This is a genomic window from Dokdonia sp. Hel_I_53, from assembly GCF_007827465.1.
Taxonomy (GTDB): Bacteria; Bacteroidota; Bacteroidia; order Flavobacteriales; family Flavobacteriaceae; genus Dokdonia.
Genome location: NZ_VISL01000001.1, coordinates 1,541,160 through 1,556,011 on the forward strand (window position 1 = coordinate 1,541,160; position 14,852 = coordinate 1,556,011).

The 14,852-nt window shown below is 33.4% G+C and carries 15 protein-coding genes; 5 read left to right on the forward strand and 10 right to left on the reverse strand.

Annotated features, from left to right (window positions below):
* The first annotated feature begins 90 nt into the window (after positions 1 to 90).
* A complete protein-coding gene (locus OD90_RS06965) occupies positions 91 to 480 on the forward strand; it encodes an SPOR domain-containing protein (protein ID WP_144668323.1) in 390 nt (129 codons plus the stop codon).
* Positions 481 to 757: 277 nt separating this feature from the next.
* Here the strand turns inward: OD90_RS06965 and infB are convergent, their stop codons facing one another.
* From infB to rimP, 3 genes are read right to left on the reverse strand one after another with little or no spacing between them, the layout of a single operon-like run.
* Positions 758 to 3,553 carry a translation initiation factor IF-2 gene (gene infB / locus OD90_RS06970; RefSeq protein ID WP_144668325.1) on the reverse strand — a complete coding sequence of 932 codons (2,796 nt, stop codon included), beginning with the start codon at positions 3,551 to 3,553 and terminating at the stop codon, positions 758 to 760.
* Between the two features lie 52 nt (positions 3,554 to 3,605).
* Positions 3,606 to 4,838 carry a transcription termination factor NusA gene (nusA, locus tag OD90_RS06975; RefSeq protein WP_144668327.1) on the reverse strand — a complete coding sequence of 411 codons (1,233 nt, stop codon included), beginning with the start codon at positions 4,836 to 4,838 and terminating at the stop codon, positions 3,606 to 3,608.
* 13 nt (positions 4,839 to 4,851) lie between these two features.
* Complete coding sequence (gene rimP / locus OD90_RS06980; RefSeq protein ID WP_144668329.1) at positions 4,852 to 5,316, reverse strand: ribosome assembly cofactor RimP; 465 nt, start codon at positions 5,314 to 5,316, stop codon at positions 4,852 to 4,854.
* A 337-nt stretch (positions 5,317 to 5,653) separates the two neighbouring features.
* Here rimP and OD90_RS06985 point away from each other — a divergent pair, with 337 nt between their 5' ends.
* The 4 genes from OD90_RS06985 to OD90_RS07000 all read left to right on the forward strand — a co-directional run bounded on the left by OD90_RS06985 (position 5,654) and on the right by OD90_RS07000 (position 9,087).
* Entirely contained in the window at positions 5,654 to 6,001 is a 348-nt protein-coding gene (locus OD90_RS06985) for a hypothetical protein (protein WP_144668330.1), read from the forward strand.
* Positions 6,002 to 6,699: 698 nt separating this feature from the next.
* A complete protein-coding gene (locus OD90_RS06990; RefSeq protein ID WP_144668332.1) occupies positions 6,700 to 7,953 on the forward strand; it encodes a tyrosine-type recombinase/integrase in 1,254 nt (417 codons plus the stop codon).
* A 160-nt stretch (positions 7,954 to 8,113) separates the two neighbouring features.
* A complete protein-coding gene (locus tag OD90_RS06995) occupies positions 8,114 to 8,725 on the forward strand; it encodes a hypothetical protein (RefSeq protein WP_144668334.1) in 612 nt (203 codons plus the stop codon).
* 77 nt (positions 8,726 to 8,802) lie between these two features.
* Entirely contained in the window at positions 8,803 to 9,087 is a 285-nt protein-coding gene (locus OD90_RS07000; RefSeq protein ID WP_144668336.1) for a helix-turn-helix domain-containing protein, read from the forward strand.
* Between the two features lie 535 nt (positions 9,088 to 9,622).
* Here the strand turns inward: OD90_RS07000 and OD90_RS07005 are convergent.
* From OD90_RS07005 to OD90_RS07035, 7 genes are read right to left on the reverse strand one after another with little or no spacing between them, the layout of a single operon-like run.
* On the reverse strand, positions 9,623 to 10,756 hold the full coding sequence (locus tag OD90_RS07005) for a type II secretion system F family protein (protein WP_144668338.1): 1,134 nt from the start codon (positions 10,754 to 10,756) through the stop codon (positions 9,623 to 9,625).
* Entirely contained in the window at positions 10,747 to 11,259 is a 513-nt protein-coding gene (locus OD90_RS07010) for a type II secretion system protein J (protein ID WP_144668340.1), read from the reverse strand. Before OD90_RS07010 ends, OD90_RS07005 begins: the two co-directional genes overlap by 10 nt.
* The gene (locus tag OD90_RS07015) at positions 11,219 to 11,554 is read right to left on the reverse strand and encodes a hypothetical protein (RefSeq protein ID WP_144668342.1); all 336 of its coding nucleotides are present in this window, start codon (positions 11,552 to 11,554) and stop codon (positions 11,219 to 11,221) included. The genes OD90_RS07010 and OD90_RS07015 overlap by 41 nt, the downstream gene beginning before the upstream one ends.
* Complete coding sequence (locus tag OD90_RS07020) at positions 11,542 to 12,795, reverse strand: hypothetical protein (RefSeq protein WP_144668344.1); 1,254 nt, start codon at positions 12,793 to 12,795, stop codon at positions 11,542 to 11,544. The genes OD90_RS07015 and OD90_RS07020 overlap by 13 nt, the downstream gene beginning before the upstream one ends.
* Positions 12,792 to 13,286, reverse strand: a complete 495-nt coding sequence (locus OD90_RS07025; protein WP_144668346.1) for a hypothetical protein — start codon at positions 13,284 to 13,286, stop codon at positions 12,792 to 12,794. Before OD90_RS07025 ends, OD90_RS07020 begins: the two co-directional genes overlap by 4 nt.
* Positions 13,286 to 13,948 (reverse strand): hypothetical protein, encoded by a 663-nt coding sequence (locus OD90_RS07030; protein WP_144668348.1) that lies wholly within the window; start codon positions 13,946 to 13,948, stop codon positions 13,286 to 13,288. The genes OD90_RS07025 and OD90_RS07030 overlap by 1 nt, the downstream gene beginning before the upstream one ends.
* Positions 13,948 to 14,706: a hypothetical protein gene (locus OD90_RS07035; RefSeq protein WP_144668350.1), complete on the reverse strand. Its 759-nt coding sequence runs from the start codon at positions 14,704 to 14,706 to the stop codon at positions 13,948 to 13,950. The genes OD90_RS07030 and OD90_RS07035 overlap by 1 nt, the downstream gene beginning before the upstream one ends.
* Positions 14,707 to 14,852 lie beyond the last annotated feature (146 nt).

A 14,852-nucleotide genomic window follows, 5' to 3' on the forward strand; every position in this document is an offset into this window, starting at 1 on the left:
AGTTCATATTATTAATTTATAACAGTTCTAAATAATAAAATGAATTTCTTTAAGTTTTTATCTTTTACCTTTGTTTAAAACCCACTCATAATGAATAGATTTCAGTTCAAAAATATCATTTTTACCCTAGTTTTAAGCTGTATGTTTTCAACATTTTTGAAAGCACAAACAGGACAAGCAACCATTAACCAGGATGCTAGAATCACTCAATTAGTTGATTTACACAGCAAAATGATCTTAGCAGACAAGCTGAGTGATCGCTATAAAATTCAATTATTTTCTGGAGATGCTACCACTGCTAGTTCGACTTTAAAAAAATATAGAAATCGTGTAGGAACATGGTCTTCGTCTATAAAGCATGAAACTCCTAACTATAAGGTATGGGTAGGGAACTTCAGAAATAAACTTGAAGCCGAGCGCGCTTTAATTGATATAAGAAAAACATTTCCTATCGCTTTTATATTTAAACCAGCTCGTTAAAACACATGGTAATTAAAATAGAAAAAACGCTTTGAAATGATTCTCAAAGCGTTTTTTTTATGCTAAAACTATAGGCCAGAACTATCTCAATAACTACTAAGAATACAACTCAAAACACCCAATGTACGTATTAATTCTGCAGCTTATTTACAAAGTAAAGACAGCAAGTAAATGAATGTAATAAGTCACTCTAGCTTGCGCAACCTATTGGTCGCTATCAATAAAAAAACCACTTAACAAATTGCTAAGTGGTTCAATTTTTCGCGAAAGCGAATTCTTATTTAGACTTCAACTTCTTCTTTACAGCTACTTCTTGGAATGCTTCTATCACATCATCAATTTTGATGTCATTATAGTTTTTAATTTGCATACCACAATCGTATCCTTTTGAAACTTCTTTCACATCATCTTTAAAACGCTTAAGTGTTGCTAACACGCCTGTGTATACTACTACACCATCACGAATAAGTCTAATATTGGAGCTTCTAAAGATCTTGCCTGTAGTTACCATACAACCTGCAATGGTCCCCACTTTAGAAATTTTGAATGTCTCACGAATCTCTGCGGTTCCAGTGATTTCTTCTTTCATCTCTGGAGATAGCATACCCTCCATGGCATCCTTAAGATCATTAATCGCATCGTATATGATTGAATACATACGGATATCGATTTCTTCTTTGTCTGCAACCATTCTGGCGTTACCAGCTGGTCTTACATTAAATCCTATTATAATTGCATCTGACGCAGAAGCTAGTAGCACATCACTTTCTGTAATAGCTCCTACTCCTTTGTGTATAATATTTACAGCAATCTCTTCTGTAGATAATTTTTGGAAACTATCTGTAAGCGCTTCAACAGATCCATCAACATCTCCTTTAAGAATAATGTTAAGCTCTTTGAAATCACCAAGGGCAATACGACGACCTATCTCATCAAGTGTGATATGACGTTGAGTACGTACACTTTGCTCACGTTGTAATTGTGAACGCTTAGTTGCAATATCTTTTGCTTCACGCTCATCAGTCATGACAATAAATTTATCACCTGCCTGAGGGGCGCTATCAAGACCTAAAACTGAAACTGGTGTAGAGGGTCCTGCTTTTTTAATGCTTTTTCCTCGCTCATCATGCATTGCTTTGATCTTACCAGAAGTTGTTCCAGCTAATACATAATCTCCTACCTGCAACGTTCCACTTTGAACAAGAATAGTAGAAACATATCCACGACCTTTGTCTAAGAAAGCCTCTACAACAGTACCATTTGCATTTCTTTCTGGATTTGCCTTAAGCTCTAAAAGTTCAGCTTCGAGAAGTACTTTTTCTAAAAGCTCCTTCACACCTGTACCTTGCTTGGCAGAAATTTCTTGAGATTGAATTTTACCACCCCAATCTTCTACAAGAAGATTCATTTGAGCAAGTCCTTCTTTAATTTTCTCAGGATTTGCTGTTGGCAAGTCAATTTTATTTATTGCAAAGACAATAGGGACTCCTGCAGCTTGTGCGTGAGAAATTGCCTCCTTCGTTTGTGGCATGATATCATCATCTGCGGCAACCACAATCACAGCAATATCTGTGACCTGTGCACCACGAGCACGCATTGCCGTAAAGGCTTCGTGACCTGGTGTATCAAGGAATGCTATTTTTTGTCCATTTTCTAATTGTACACCATAGGCTCCGATGTGCTGAGTAATCCCACCACTTTCTCCTGCAATAACATTTTCCTCACGGATATGATCTAGTAATGATGTTTTACCATGATCTACGTGACCCATTACCGTAACAATAGGAGCTCTTTCTACTAAATCTTCTGGAGCATCTACTACCTCTTCAATAGAATCTTCTAGATCTGCCGTGACGAACTCTACTGTATAGCCAAATTCGTCTGCTACAATAGATAATGTCTCTGCATCTAAACGCTGATTCATAGTCACCATCATCCCAAGAGACATACAAGCAGAAATGATTTGAGTCACTCCTACATCCATCATCGTAGCAACCTCACTTACTGTTACAAATTCTGTAACTTTAAGTACTTTACTTTCTGCGTCTTGCTGAGCCTGATCATCTTCTGTCTTTTGACGGTGTTGGTCTCTCTTATCACGACGGTATTTTGCTCCTTTACCTTTACTAGATTTCCCTTGAAGTTTTTCAAGAGTTTCTCTAATTTGCTTTTGCACCTCTTCTTCAGTAGGTTCTGCTTTAACTACACGACCTCTACCTTTGCCCGCATTACCACGTTGGTTATTACCCTTACCACGATTATTACCGCCTGTAGGTTTTGACCCAGCTGTACCAGGTTTTGTAATACGACGACGACGTTTTTTCTTGTCGTCTGAAGAACTTTTCTTTTCTGGCTTCTTAAATTTAGAAAGGTCTATTTTTTGACCTGTGAAGTTAGGTCCGTTGAGTTTTTTATAGTCAGTTTTAAGAACTTCATCTCCAAGCCCCACTTCCTTCTCTTCCACTTTTGGTGCCTCTTCTGTTTTCTGCTCTTTTTCCTTAGCAGGAACTTCAGTCTTTTTAGAAGGTTTTTCTTTTGCCACCTCTTCCTTAGCTACTTCAGGTTTTGAAGATTCTACTTTAGGAGTTTCTTTTTTATGAGAAGACTCCTTAGGGCTTACCGCAGCTACAGCATGATCCTCAACTTTAGAAGCCTCTTCAGGTTTCTTTTCTAAGGACTTTTCTTTTGTAACCTCTTTAGGCGTTTCAACTTTACCGGTGGGTTTGTTGAGATCTATTTTACCTACTTTCTTAGGCCCGTTAAGCTGTGCTTTTGCTTTAACAACCTCTTGCTTTTTAGGCACTTCAGCTTTCTCCTCTACTTCCTCTTCACGAGCGGCACGTAGTGCTTCTTTCTCTTTTTGCTTTTCTACAGCAACTTCCTTAGAAGCTACTTTTTTATTGGCATCTGTCTGAAATTCACCCGAAAGCACCTCATAAATATCATTTGATATTTTTGTAGTCGGACGCGCCTCTATCTCAATACCTTTAGAGTCCAAAAACTCCACGGCACGATCTAAAGAAATATTCAGTTCTCTTAATACCTTGTTTAATCGCATTGTTGCTGCTGCCATAAACTGCTTTACTAATTATATTCTTAACCTACTTTTAAATATTGTAGGTGTTTTAATCTTCAAATTCTTCTTTAAGGATACGCATTACATCAAGTACGGTTTCCTCTTCAAGATCTGTACGACGTACAAGATCTTCTACATCTTGCTCTAACACACTACGTGCAGTATCAAGACCAATCTTTGCAAAGGCCTCAATAACCCAAGCTTCTATTTCATCTGAGAACTCTGTAAGCTCCACATCTTCTTCTACTCCTTCTCTATACACATCAATTTCATAACCAGTAAGTTGTCCAGCAAGTCTGATGTTGTGACCACCACGACCTATTGCTTTACTAACTTCTTCTGGCTTTAGGACCGCTTGCGCTGTCTTATTCTCTTCATCGATTTTTATACTTGTAATACGAGCAGGACTTAATGCTCTTGTTATATACAAGTTTAAATTTGTTGTGTAATTGATAACATCTATATTCTCGTTACCTAATTCACGAACTATGCCGTGTATACGTGAACCTTTCATTCCCACACAAGCCCCTACAGGATCAATACGATCATCATACGAATCTACAGCTACTTTTGCTTTTTCTCCAGGGATACGAACTACATTCTTTACTGTAATCAATCCATCAAAGACTTCTGGAATTTCTGACTCAAATAATTTTTCTAAAAATAAAGGGGACGTACGCGACATAATGATAGCCGGTTTATTCCCTTTGAGCTCTACACTTTCTATTACCCCTCTCACATTTTCTCCTTTGCGGAAAAAGTCTGATGGTATCTGACGATCTTTAGGTAAAATTATTTCATTCCCATCATCATCTAGTAATATAATAGCCCTATGACGTATGTGATGCACTTCTGCTGTATACAACTCACCCTCTAGCTCTTTGAACTGCTTATAAATGTTTGTATTGTCATGTTCATGTATCTTACTAATAAGGTTTTGACGTAAAGCTAGAATAGAACGACGCCCTAAATCTATAAGCTTTACCTCTTCAGAAACATCTTCTCCTACTTCAAAATCCTCTTCGATCTTGCGCGCATCTGTAAGTGAGATTTCCTCATTATCATCTTCTACCTCTCCATCTGCAACAACAACTCTGTTACGCCAGATCTCAAGATCTCCCTTGTCTGGGTTTATAATAATATCAAAATTATCATCACTACCAAAACGCCTCTTAAGTGTACTTCTAAAAACCTCCTCTAAGATGGCCATTAAGGTAACACGATCAATTAATTTATCGTCCTTAAATTCTGAAAAAGAATCGATTAACGCTAAATTCTCCATATCAATAAATTTCTTAAAATTTAATCATCACTTTTGCCTCTACAATCTCTGCATAGGCAGTTGTCTCTATTTTCTCTACAGTTACTTTTCCTTTACCCACTGGCTTAGGCTCTCTTGCTTTCCACGTAAGTGTAATCGCATCATCAGTAGCTTCTGTTAGCACTCCTTCCATCTTATCTCCAGATGTTGTTTTCACTTCTAAGTGCCTTCCTATATTTTTTTTATACTGCCTTGGTAATGTCAAAGGACTTGTTGCCCCTGCAGACATTACTTCTAAAGAAAAATCTTCATCTTCACGATCTAGGTTATGTTCTACCTTTCTACTCACCGCGATACAATCCTCTACCTTAACCCCATCATCACCATCTATTACTACTTTAATCTCGTTAGCCCCTTGTATATCTAGGCTTATTAAAAAAAGAGTTGGATTTTCAGCAAGAGCTTCTTCTAATAAATCTTTTACTTTTTGCTTTAACATAATAGTCTATAAAAAGAGGGGACCGCTGTCCCCTCTGTATTATTTTGCCTTTCAACGGTGCAAATATACTACAAATTATTGGTTTTTAAAAGTATCAATAGCTACACCCTAAATGATTTTCAAAACTCAGAAACTAAGGACCATTTGTATGTAAGTTTTCCACCACAGTTTTACCCCAATAATTGAAACTAGATCGCAATAAGGTGTTGTGTTAAATAACGCTTTCGCAAAAGCAAGCTAGCTCATATATAACTGTTAATCTATTATTAATTAAGATTTCTTTAAAATCATATAATGAGTTGCGCTACTATATTTACATCACTATAAAACAAACATCATGGATATTTCTTTACAAAATGCGATCATTACAGAATTACATAACTTAATAGATTATAGTTGTGAGTCTCATAATGAAGAGTCTGTAGATTACGGGAGTCTACACAGAGCACTGATCAAAAAATATTTTGAAGCAGAGTCTGTAGTAATAGATCGAGGACAGCATAAAGTGCTTTTAGAAATTTGCACTGATAAAGAAATTAACGAAATTTCATGTAGAGATGTAGATGTAGATTTTAACAACTTCAATCAGTTTTTAAAATCTTGCATTGATGAGAAGCATGCCTCTATGCGCTTTTATCGCAATATGCTAAGATATTATCATGTCGTTGAGCCTATTTCTGCATAAAATAAGCGATATATACTAAATACCAAGCACCCCTAATTCACAGGGGTGCTTTTTTTTAAAATATAACCAACAAATAACAGTTTTGCTTAAACATCTTGCTTATTGTGGTGTAACTATATTATATCATATAGAGCAGTAAATCATTTTAAAAGACTAAACCTATATGTATTAGGTAGTATTTTATATTCTTATTAATCGTTTTACGATTACTCACCAATCCAAAACCCATAAAATAGTAATACACCTACAATACAAATGAATAGTATTCCCTATAATCACAATGTTTTAAACGCATTATGAATCAACGAAAGAAAATTAACTAATAAGATAACCCCAGCACATTCCAGTCTCATCCTCTCATAGTTATGCCTAAATGGTTACCCCTGTCTTTCCAATCAATTAAATTTCTCCAATACAAGAAGTTTCTTTTTTTTAGCTAGTGTGTTTTTTAAAGTACTACAAAATTAGGCCCAACGCCCATTATTACAAAAAACAAAACTCCCTCTGAAAATCAGAGGGAGTTTTTAAATTAATGTTGGCCCACTAGGACTACATTAATTCTAATTTAAATCCACGTAAACACCAGTAAATATAACTTCTAAACCCTTATTTTAATTAACTTTACAGTTAGGTAAAATTAAGCTAGATTTGCTTTAATTAAAAATCGGGCGGTACTATGGGCGGTACTGAAATCATTTATGGGAAGTACTACACTGAAATTACGAGAACACAGGATATACGTACATGTCAACTTTGGACGTAAAAAACAAAAGAGGTACGCTACAGACTATTCAGTCAATGAAATCAAGAATTGGGACGTACGTACAAAAAAGGTAAAGAACGTTACTGCAGAGCCTAAAAGCATGCTTATTAACTCAAAACTTCAAGAGCTAGTTCTTGCTTCTGAACAATTACTAGATGATAGCATAAGAAACAACTTCGAACTCAATAATGATCTCATTAAGGAAGTGCTGGATGGCGTGACAAACAAAGGAGTATCACAAAAAGACAAATCCAAATATTCACTTCTAAGTTTTTATAAGTGGTTTATAGACTACTATGAAGATAACCCACATCCCTCGTCAAATAAGCCATTATCAAATGGAACAATACGTACGTACAGAACAGCCTTGAAAAAACTACAAGATTACAACGACACCATTAAAAAAGTTGATTTTGATGATATTACTTTAGACTTTCATAAATCATACACATCATACCTTCAGAACAAAAAATACTCTAACAACTATATTGGAAATCAGTTCAAGCAATTGAAGGCTATTATGAATGCTTCTCTTGAAAGGAATATTCACAACAACATAGAGTTTAGGAAAAGAAGCTTCTCTAAGATAACTGAAAAAGTAGATCACATATACCTAACAGGAAGTGAAATTGATAAGATTGAATGTACTCAGTTAACTACAGATAAACACAAAAGAGCTAGAGATCTATTTTTGATTCAGTGTTATACCGCAATGAGAGTTGGGGATCTAATGAAACTCACTTCTGAAAATTTGAAGGCTACAAAAGATGGAACACGCTACCTTGAATACGTACAGTCTAAAACAGGGAAAACCGTACAAGTTCCCCTGTCCAGAAAGTTTCTTGCTCTAATTGAAAGAAATGACAATAAACTCCCAAAAAAAATGTCAGAGCAAAAAATAAATGATTACATAAAAGAGATAGCAGAAATAGCAGAACTAAACGAAATTATACATATTGAAAAGACGATTGGCGGAAAAACTGTAAGAACGCCTTATAAAAAATATGAAATAATTTCTAACCACACTGGAAGAAGGTCATTTTGCACCAATGCTTACTTAGCAGATATGTCCACAATTGACATAATGGCAATGAGTGGTCACACTTCAGAAACGGTTTTTTATAGGTACATAAAAGTCACACCCACTGAACGATTACAGAGACTATCAAAACATATTTTCTTTAAATAACTCTATGAGCAAAAAACAGAGTTAAATAATAATAATTAGAATGTTGGCTTTAAAAATATTATATGAATTTTAGAACACAGAATTTATACTCTAAACAGATGATTAGGCTTAACATTAATTTCAAAAAAATTATAGCTACTTAAATAAAGTCAAAAAATAAATGCTAAACCTTAAACAACAATATATCGATTTCCTGAAACTTGTTAGATCCGGAAGTTCAATTAGCGAAAAAAAACTAACTGATTCATTTCTTCACCTAATTGAAATATCAGATAGTAATCTGCAATATTTTCCACTTTGCTCATTTAAAACTTATCTATCTACATATGACGATAGATTAAGAAAATTTCAAAATGAACATTACGATGCAATTGAGATTGACTTTATAGAATTTGAGGAAGAACAAACTGAATTTTTTGATTTTCCAGATGCTCCATTTTTCTATAAATACGCTGTATATAGTGAAAGAAGAAAGGAAGAATTTCGCAATAAAAGAAAACATGAATTTGTTGCTACTTACGACTTGGGTGTAATTAATGACAGTTCAAAAACAATATCCAATCTTTTTCTTCTCAAAATTCTTGAAAGAACTAAAATATTATCAAGTATGGTTAATAGAGGGTATACATATGAGAAAATTGCAGAAATTTTTGGAATCATATTGGGCAGAGGTTCTGAAAGCATAAGACAAAAAATGACTAAACTTCACAACCCTATAAGTAATAAGCAGCAAGATAAAATCAATAAAATTTTTACTGACTTGGAAATTTAGTAACCCCTTACTGTATTATTACAACTAGTTTATTTACCTCAAATAAGAGTAAAATTGCATCATAAAACCTAATAATTATGAGCAAATCAGTAACACAACTTCACAACACAACACCTGAACAGCTAAAAGCTGAACTACTCGATGGTGTACGAGAATGCCTTGTGCAGTTCTCAAAAGATTCAAAAGAAAAAGAGACTTCCGAATGGTTAACAAGAAAAGAACTCAAAGTCATGCTTTCGGTATCTCTTGTAACTATTCATGATTGGTCTAATAAAGGTATTCTTAAGCCCTACAAAATTGGGCGCCAGACTAGATTTAAAAAGAAAGAAGTAATCGAAGTTTTAGAAAGTTCACTTACGTAGAGAAGTTTATTCAAATATTCCGTTACGTACGTCATCAAAACGTTATTATCCGTGAGTCACATACCTCGAATATCTATTTTACAATACTTTACACTATATTCCTGTAGTTATACGTACGTATATAGTTTGCACTTGAATATCTTGCAATGGATATAAAACTTTCCTAGAAGCGTACGTAATCGATATTGATTTTTATTATGATGTTGAAATATACAATTAAAAATAGTAAGCACAGAAAGCAACTTAAAATTCAAGCTGATACATTATCTGAGCTCTTAGATATAGAAGATTTATAAATAGAATCTATAGTATTGTCAGAGGTATTAAAGTATGTTGATAAAAGTGCCTTAAATAGATGCTAAAAATATTTCACCGACAGATAGATTAATTCTTATAGTCATCGAGCGGTGTAGAAAAATGGATAATTTAAAAAAGTTATGGTGCGAATTGATTTTATAGAATTCGCCACCTAGTACTGCTTGAATTTAACTTGACTGATTAATACTAAGAGATATTTGAGAAATCATTCCATTCACTATTTAAATACGTTACCCATCTCGAACATGGGCAAATATATAGCGACTAAAATAAGTCCAACAAGAACACCTATAACGATGTTAATTATAGGTTCTAGAACAATAGAAAAACGCTTTGATTTCTGGATAACTTCATTATTATACTGCTCATTAAGTTTGTCAAACACGAAGGAAGTTTTATTAGTTTCTTCAGCTACACGAAGTAGGGCAATCATCTTTGAATCAAAAAAACCTGTGCTTCCTAAAGCAATGCTCAGATTCTCTCCTTCTAGCATTTGACTTTGGGCTTCAAGCAAAGCATTTTCTAGAGGTATAAAGCGTATCATATTTTGAACCATGCGTAATGCTTCTAAAATAGAAACCTTAGCACCTACGAGTAACGCTGTGGCTTCAGTGAATTTTGCGGTATGAGTTGTTTTGATAAAACTACCTAGTAAAGGAATTTTCAGTATCGAGTGATCTATTATATATCTTACTCTTTTTTTACTCTTAATAAAATTAAAGATTAATAAAGAACCTATTATAATTATTATAATTATTAGGAAATAGTCTTCTAAGAAGTGAGACCAGTTCAAAACCATTTTTGTTAAATATGGTAGCTCAACCTGATTCTGTCTAAAAATCTCTTCAAACATTGGAACGACAAATTTTAACATAAACCCAAATATTAAAATAGCTGTAGTAAGTAGGATTATAGGATAAGAAATAGCATTGATAAGATCTTTGCGCTGAGCGTTCTTTCTTTTAAAGTATCCCGCTAATGTAGTTATGACCTTATCGAGAGTCCCACTTTCTTCACCTATTTTTATAGAATAATATTCATATGGTGAAAACTGGGTTGTTTTTTCTAAGGCATTAGAGAAGGATAAGCCATCTGTAGTTTCTTTGAAAATTGTTTGAAATAAAAGTTTACTTTTTTCATTATTTTCTGATTCAATTACAAGCTGTAAAGCCTCATTGAGTCGAATTCCAGAACTGAGTAAAACAGATAGTTCTTCGTATAAACGCTCTCTATTTTTGCTACTAAAATTTTTATTTGTAGTAAAAGAAATTTCTTTATTGAGAATTGAACCCTTCTCTTTTCTTTTTTTTTCTTGTGCTATTTTTTCTATTTTAGAAACGTTTAATCCCATTTAAAGTCACTTCTATCAATTACTGGCCTTCTCTTGCTTATAAATATAGGAATAGTGCTCTTGCTTAGACCAAACTCTAACCACAATGCGTCTATATTTCCATTAATTATATCCTTACCCTCAGAGTAAGGGTAAATAGTTTTAATTGGTAATGGTATGGTGTCATCTATTTTATTTATAGCAGTTGTTTTAAATTCCCAAAACTTCATGATCTCTCCATTGTTGTACGCAGAAAGTTTTCTTAGATCACTATCCCACACTACAGAATCCGTTGATTGAAAACTTACATTGATCTCACGCTTTAATAGTAGAATGCGATTTTTTTCTGTTCTTAAATTATTAATCCTATCAAATTGTAAGTTAACAATACGCAGTGTCATAAAGCCTATACTTGCTATTATGGCAGAAATTACAAGTACGACTAGCATTTCTTGCAAGGTAAAGGCATTTATTTTATGTGATTTATTCAATCCAGCGCTTTTGTTCAAATTTAATGGATTCATCTTTACTAGTTACCTGCATGATTAATTGAGTAATTTCGTGATCTGTAGTGTGAAAGATTTTAATGAAGAATTTTTCGTACTCCTCATCATATGGAATTTTTAGCTGTCCATTTTCGTATTTATAAAATAAAAAATCCAACTTATTTTGAACCTTAAAAGTGTTTGATTGCATACCTCCCCTCATCACTGTTGTAAAGGTTATTGAAGCGATTGTGAATACTACAATTATGATAACGGTAGCAATCACACTTTCTATGAGAGACGCACCTTTTACTTTAGTATTTAGTCTAACCATAGTAAATGATTACGTTTGAAATCTTTTCCTGACATAAGACCCCCAAAATTTACAGGAATGGTGCGCGTATCAATAACACCATCCAAAATATGATTTATGTATGAGGAGCCTTTGTGGGTGACAATGAAATTTTTAGTATAAACACTTCCATATACTTTACCACGTAACTCTAAATAACCTTGAGAATATATTTCACCAAACACTTTGGAGTTCTTACATAATAAAATTTCGGGTAATTTTTTTTTACTTTGTATGTCACTTATATACAGCATACTACCTTCAATAGATGCTTGTTGTCCAATAATTATTTTTGGTGTTTCTAATTCTTGATCATTTTCATTAATCAAAACGATAGCAGATGGATACTTCAAATGGGCTTCACTCTCAACACTAATTGATGTGGAAGCTATAGCTTGTAGTTGGACTACAGCATTAGATTCAATTTTAATTTTAGGAGCAATTAAAATAATGTTTTTTGCTTTCGCGAAAGCGGAAACTGTGATAGATACGTCAGATATAAATATAATATTGCCCTCTAAATATTCTTGACCAATATATAGTGCTTTGGGGCTATAAATCATAGCAGTAGGCTCACTGAAGCTACGTATATGTGTCAGTGAGCTTTCAAGCCGTAAAGGTTCTAACGCGGACTCAAAATCATGGGAGACTAAATCCTTTAGATGCTTCACTTTTTCTGGATTGAGTTCTGGAATCAAACCGTAGTTTGACAACTCACTCCCATGAATAAGAATTTCATTTTCTAAATATGATCCTGCTATAGAACCAGTTTTAGCTCCTCTTTCTGATAATTGTACATTACCGTATACGCTAGTTGCTCCTGTCAAAACTAGAGATTGTTCTTCATTGGGCATTGAAATAGCTAAAATTTCTTCTTTGGATTGAGTGAGTGCAGAAAGTGTTTTAAAATTATAATTAAAAGAATGAGATTTACCCGTGCTTTCAATGATATCATAGATGCCCCAATGTTTTTTATAAATATCCTGAGTACCATTGTTATCTCTATTTAATGTGAGCGTGTCGTTATAAGGAATATTAAAATTTTCCACATAACTAAGACCATCTTCCGCAAGTGCAATACTATTATTTGCCCACTCTGATTGTTTAGAGAATTTGAGTTGTATATGCGTGTATAGTAGAAACGCAGCAAGTATACCTCCTATGATAATACTTATGGTTATCGCATATTGCAAGGACCCGGCGTTTATTTTTTTTAATTTCATGCGCCTTGAGCGATCCTTAACTTCACACGTTTATTATCAACAAGTAAAATGATACTATTTACATCTCCACGAATGACTTTTACGTTTTCAATAGATTGACCCTCTTTTAATGTATATTCTATTTGATCTATAGCAATGGTGAAAATTTGATTTTCATTATTTTGATTTGAAATCACTCCTTTATAAATAATTTGTGGAGCTATTATAGTATTATCAAAAATAGGTGGTGGTAGAGCATTTTTAATTTTCTTAATAACCTTTTGAGGTTTTTTTATTATATGAAATGGATCTGGATAATCGATTTGAAGTTCAAAGGTATCATTAAGATTATACTCCTGCTTAACAAAAGCTGCTGTAACCTTAGGCGTAGTTAATGGTATTTCAGGTGCTTGATTAAAAAAGCCATAGTAAATAATTTGACCAATTACCACGCACCATATAGTGATTACAGAGATTACTACAAGTTTGTTGGGTTTTTTTGCACTAGCCATTATTCAATAGTTAACGAGCGTTCCACATATATTGTAGATGCTGTCTCATTTTCACCACGTACTTTCCAGTTATAATCGCCTGCGCTTAATGTAACAATTCTTTGCATAGATGTAGCTAAGGTCTCATAGATAACAGTATCCGTGTTTATATTAGTCACAATTAAACGGTACTGTTCGATATTTTCTAACTCTTCCCAAGAAAATAAAATAGAAGTTTCTGTTGTGATAAAATTTTCTTCTGGAGTTAAAAGTTGTACTTCAAGGTCAGCAACTATAACATTTTCTGGTATTACAACTAGGATATTAGTAGTGTAAGCAGTTTCATAACTGGAATTTAATCCTTTAACTCTCCATTCATAATTCCTAGGGGTTAAGGTTTTATCAACTGTCATCGTAGTAGACATGGTATCAGAAACAACATCCGTTTCTGAGATTTCTAGAGCATTTGTAAAACTTGGTGTGGCAATCTGGAATTCATATGTTGTTACAAATGGAACTTGTGACCATGTAAAAGTAATATTTCCTTCTGTCACCTCTGCATTTTGGCTAGGAGCGAGTGTAAGTATCTGATTCTCAGAAATATCTTCTACACTCACGATATCCTCACAAGAAATCAATGTTAAGATCGAGGTGATAAATATTATAAGTGTAAATCTCATCATTAAAAGTCAAATAAACTTTTTTGTTCTTTAAAATCTTGAACCCTATTTTTTAAGGAATTATCACATTTTTTTCCAGCTTCTAAAACATCCATCACTTGTATTTGAAATTTTTGATTTAAACCGTAACAAAATGTAGAAACCTCATAATCTAACAGTTGAAATTCCTTAAAGGAAACTATTGATATATCATTTTGAGAATCATGTACCTCTAAATATAACGTATTGTCTTTTGCTTGTTTCAAAAAAATATTTGAGGCAGTATTAAGTCTTTGATTATTTCTTGTGATAATACTTATTTTAGTAATTACTCCCGCACTTGAAGTGTTCTTGATAAAGTTTAGTGTAGCCTTATCATTATTAATTTGTTGAATATATTTAATGTCATCTATAAGTTCTAGCTCATAATAAACATCAGGTCTAATAGGCTGTAGCGTATCAATAATAGCTTTACTTTTTAAAAGTTTTGTTGCTTTTTTCTTGAGTGGTGCTATCTCTTTAATAGTTACACGTAAAGGAGTAGAAAGAGGAGGCGTTGTTTTTACCTCCAGATCCTTGCTTAAGCCCCCCCTTGTATCAATAATTTGACCAATCTCAAGATGTGCAACTACCTCTTTTCGAATTACCTGCTCACGTATGCTATTGCAACTTGTTAAAATTACAATTATTACTATATATAAGGTTGCTTTCTTCATTGCATTCAAATATAATAGATTAATAAAGAAAGAATTTATAGCGACTACTTTTTTTAATAAAAACAATTGAAATTATAATCTGATCTAATTCTTTCTTTTTCCAAGCGTGCTGTGATTTGTCCAATAAATACCTCTATTCTCTTATGCATACATAAAATAGGTAAATTAAATCTGTTATAAATAACTAAATTTCAACTGATTGATTAGAATGT

Bases quoted from the DNA above. Each gene is read 5' to 3' on its own strand.
- OD90_RS06965 (WP_144668323.1), top strand. From the start codon at position 91: ATGAATAGATTTCAGTTCAAAAATATCATTTTTACCCTAGTTTTAAGC.
- infB (WP_144668325.1), bottom strand. From the start codon at position 3,553: ATGGCAGCAGCAACAATGCGATTAAACAAGGTATTAAGAGAACTGAAT.
- nusA (WP_144668327.1), bottom strand. From the start codon at position 4,838: ATGGAGAATTTAGCGTTAATCGATTCTTTTTCAGAATTTAAGGACGAT.
- rimP (WP_144668329.1), bottom strand. From the start codon at position 5,316: ATGTTAAAGCAAAAAGTAAAAGATTTATTAGAAGAAGCTCTTGCTGAA.
- OD90_RS06985 (WP_144668330.1), top strand. From the start codon at position 5,654: ATGGATATTTCTTTACAAAATGCGATCATTACAGAATTACATAACTTA.
- OD90_RS06990 (WP_144668332.1), top strand. From the start codon at position 6,700: ATGGGAAGTACTACACTGAAATTACGAGAACACAGGATATACGTACAT.
- OD90_RS06995 (WP_144668334.1), top strand. From the start codon at position 8,114: ATGCTAAACCTTAAACAACAATATATCGATTTCCTGAAACTTGTTAGA.
- OD90_RS07000 (WP_144668336.1), top strand. From the start codon at position 8,803: ATGAGCAAATCAGTAACACAACTTCACAACACAACACCTGAACAGCTA.
- OD90_RS07005 (WP_144668338.1), bottom strand. From the start codon at position 10,756: ATGGGATTAAACGTTTCTAAAATAGAAAAAATAGCACAAGAAAAAAAA.
- OD90_RS07010 (WP_144668340.1), bottom strand. From the start codon at position 11,259: ATGAATCCATTAAATTTGAACAAAAGCGCTGGATTGAATAAATCACAT.
- OD90_RS07015 (WP_144668342.1), bottom strand. From the start codon at position 11,554: ATGGTTAGACTAAATACTAAAGTAAAAGGTGCGTCTCTCATAGAAAGT.
- OD90_RS07020 (WP_144668344.1), bottom strand. From the start codon at position 12,795: ATGAAATTAAAAAAAATAAACGCCGGGTCCTTGCAATATGCGATAACC.
- OD90_RS07025 (WP_144668346.1), bottom strand. From the start codon at position 13,286: ATGGCTAGTGCAAAAAAACCCAACAAACTTGTAGTAATCTCTGTAATC.
- OD90_RS07030 (WP_144668348.1), bottom strand. From the start codon at position 13,948: ATGATGAGATTTACACTTATAATATTTATCACCTCGATCTTAACATTG.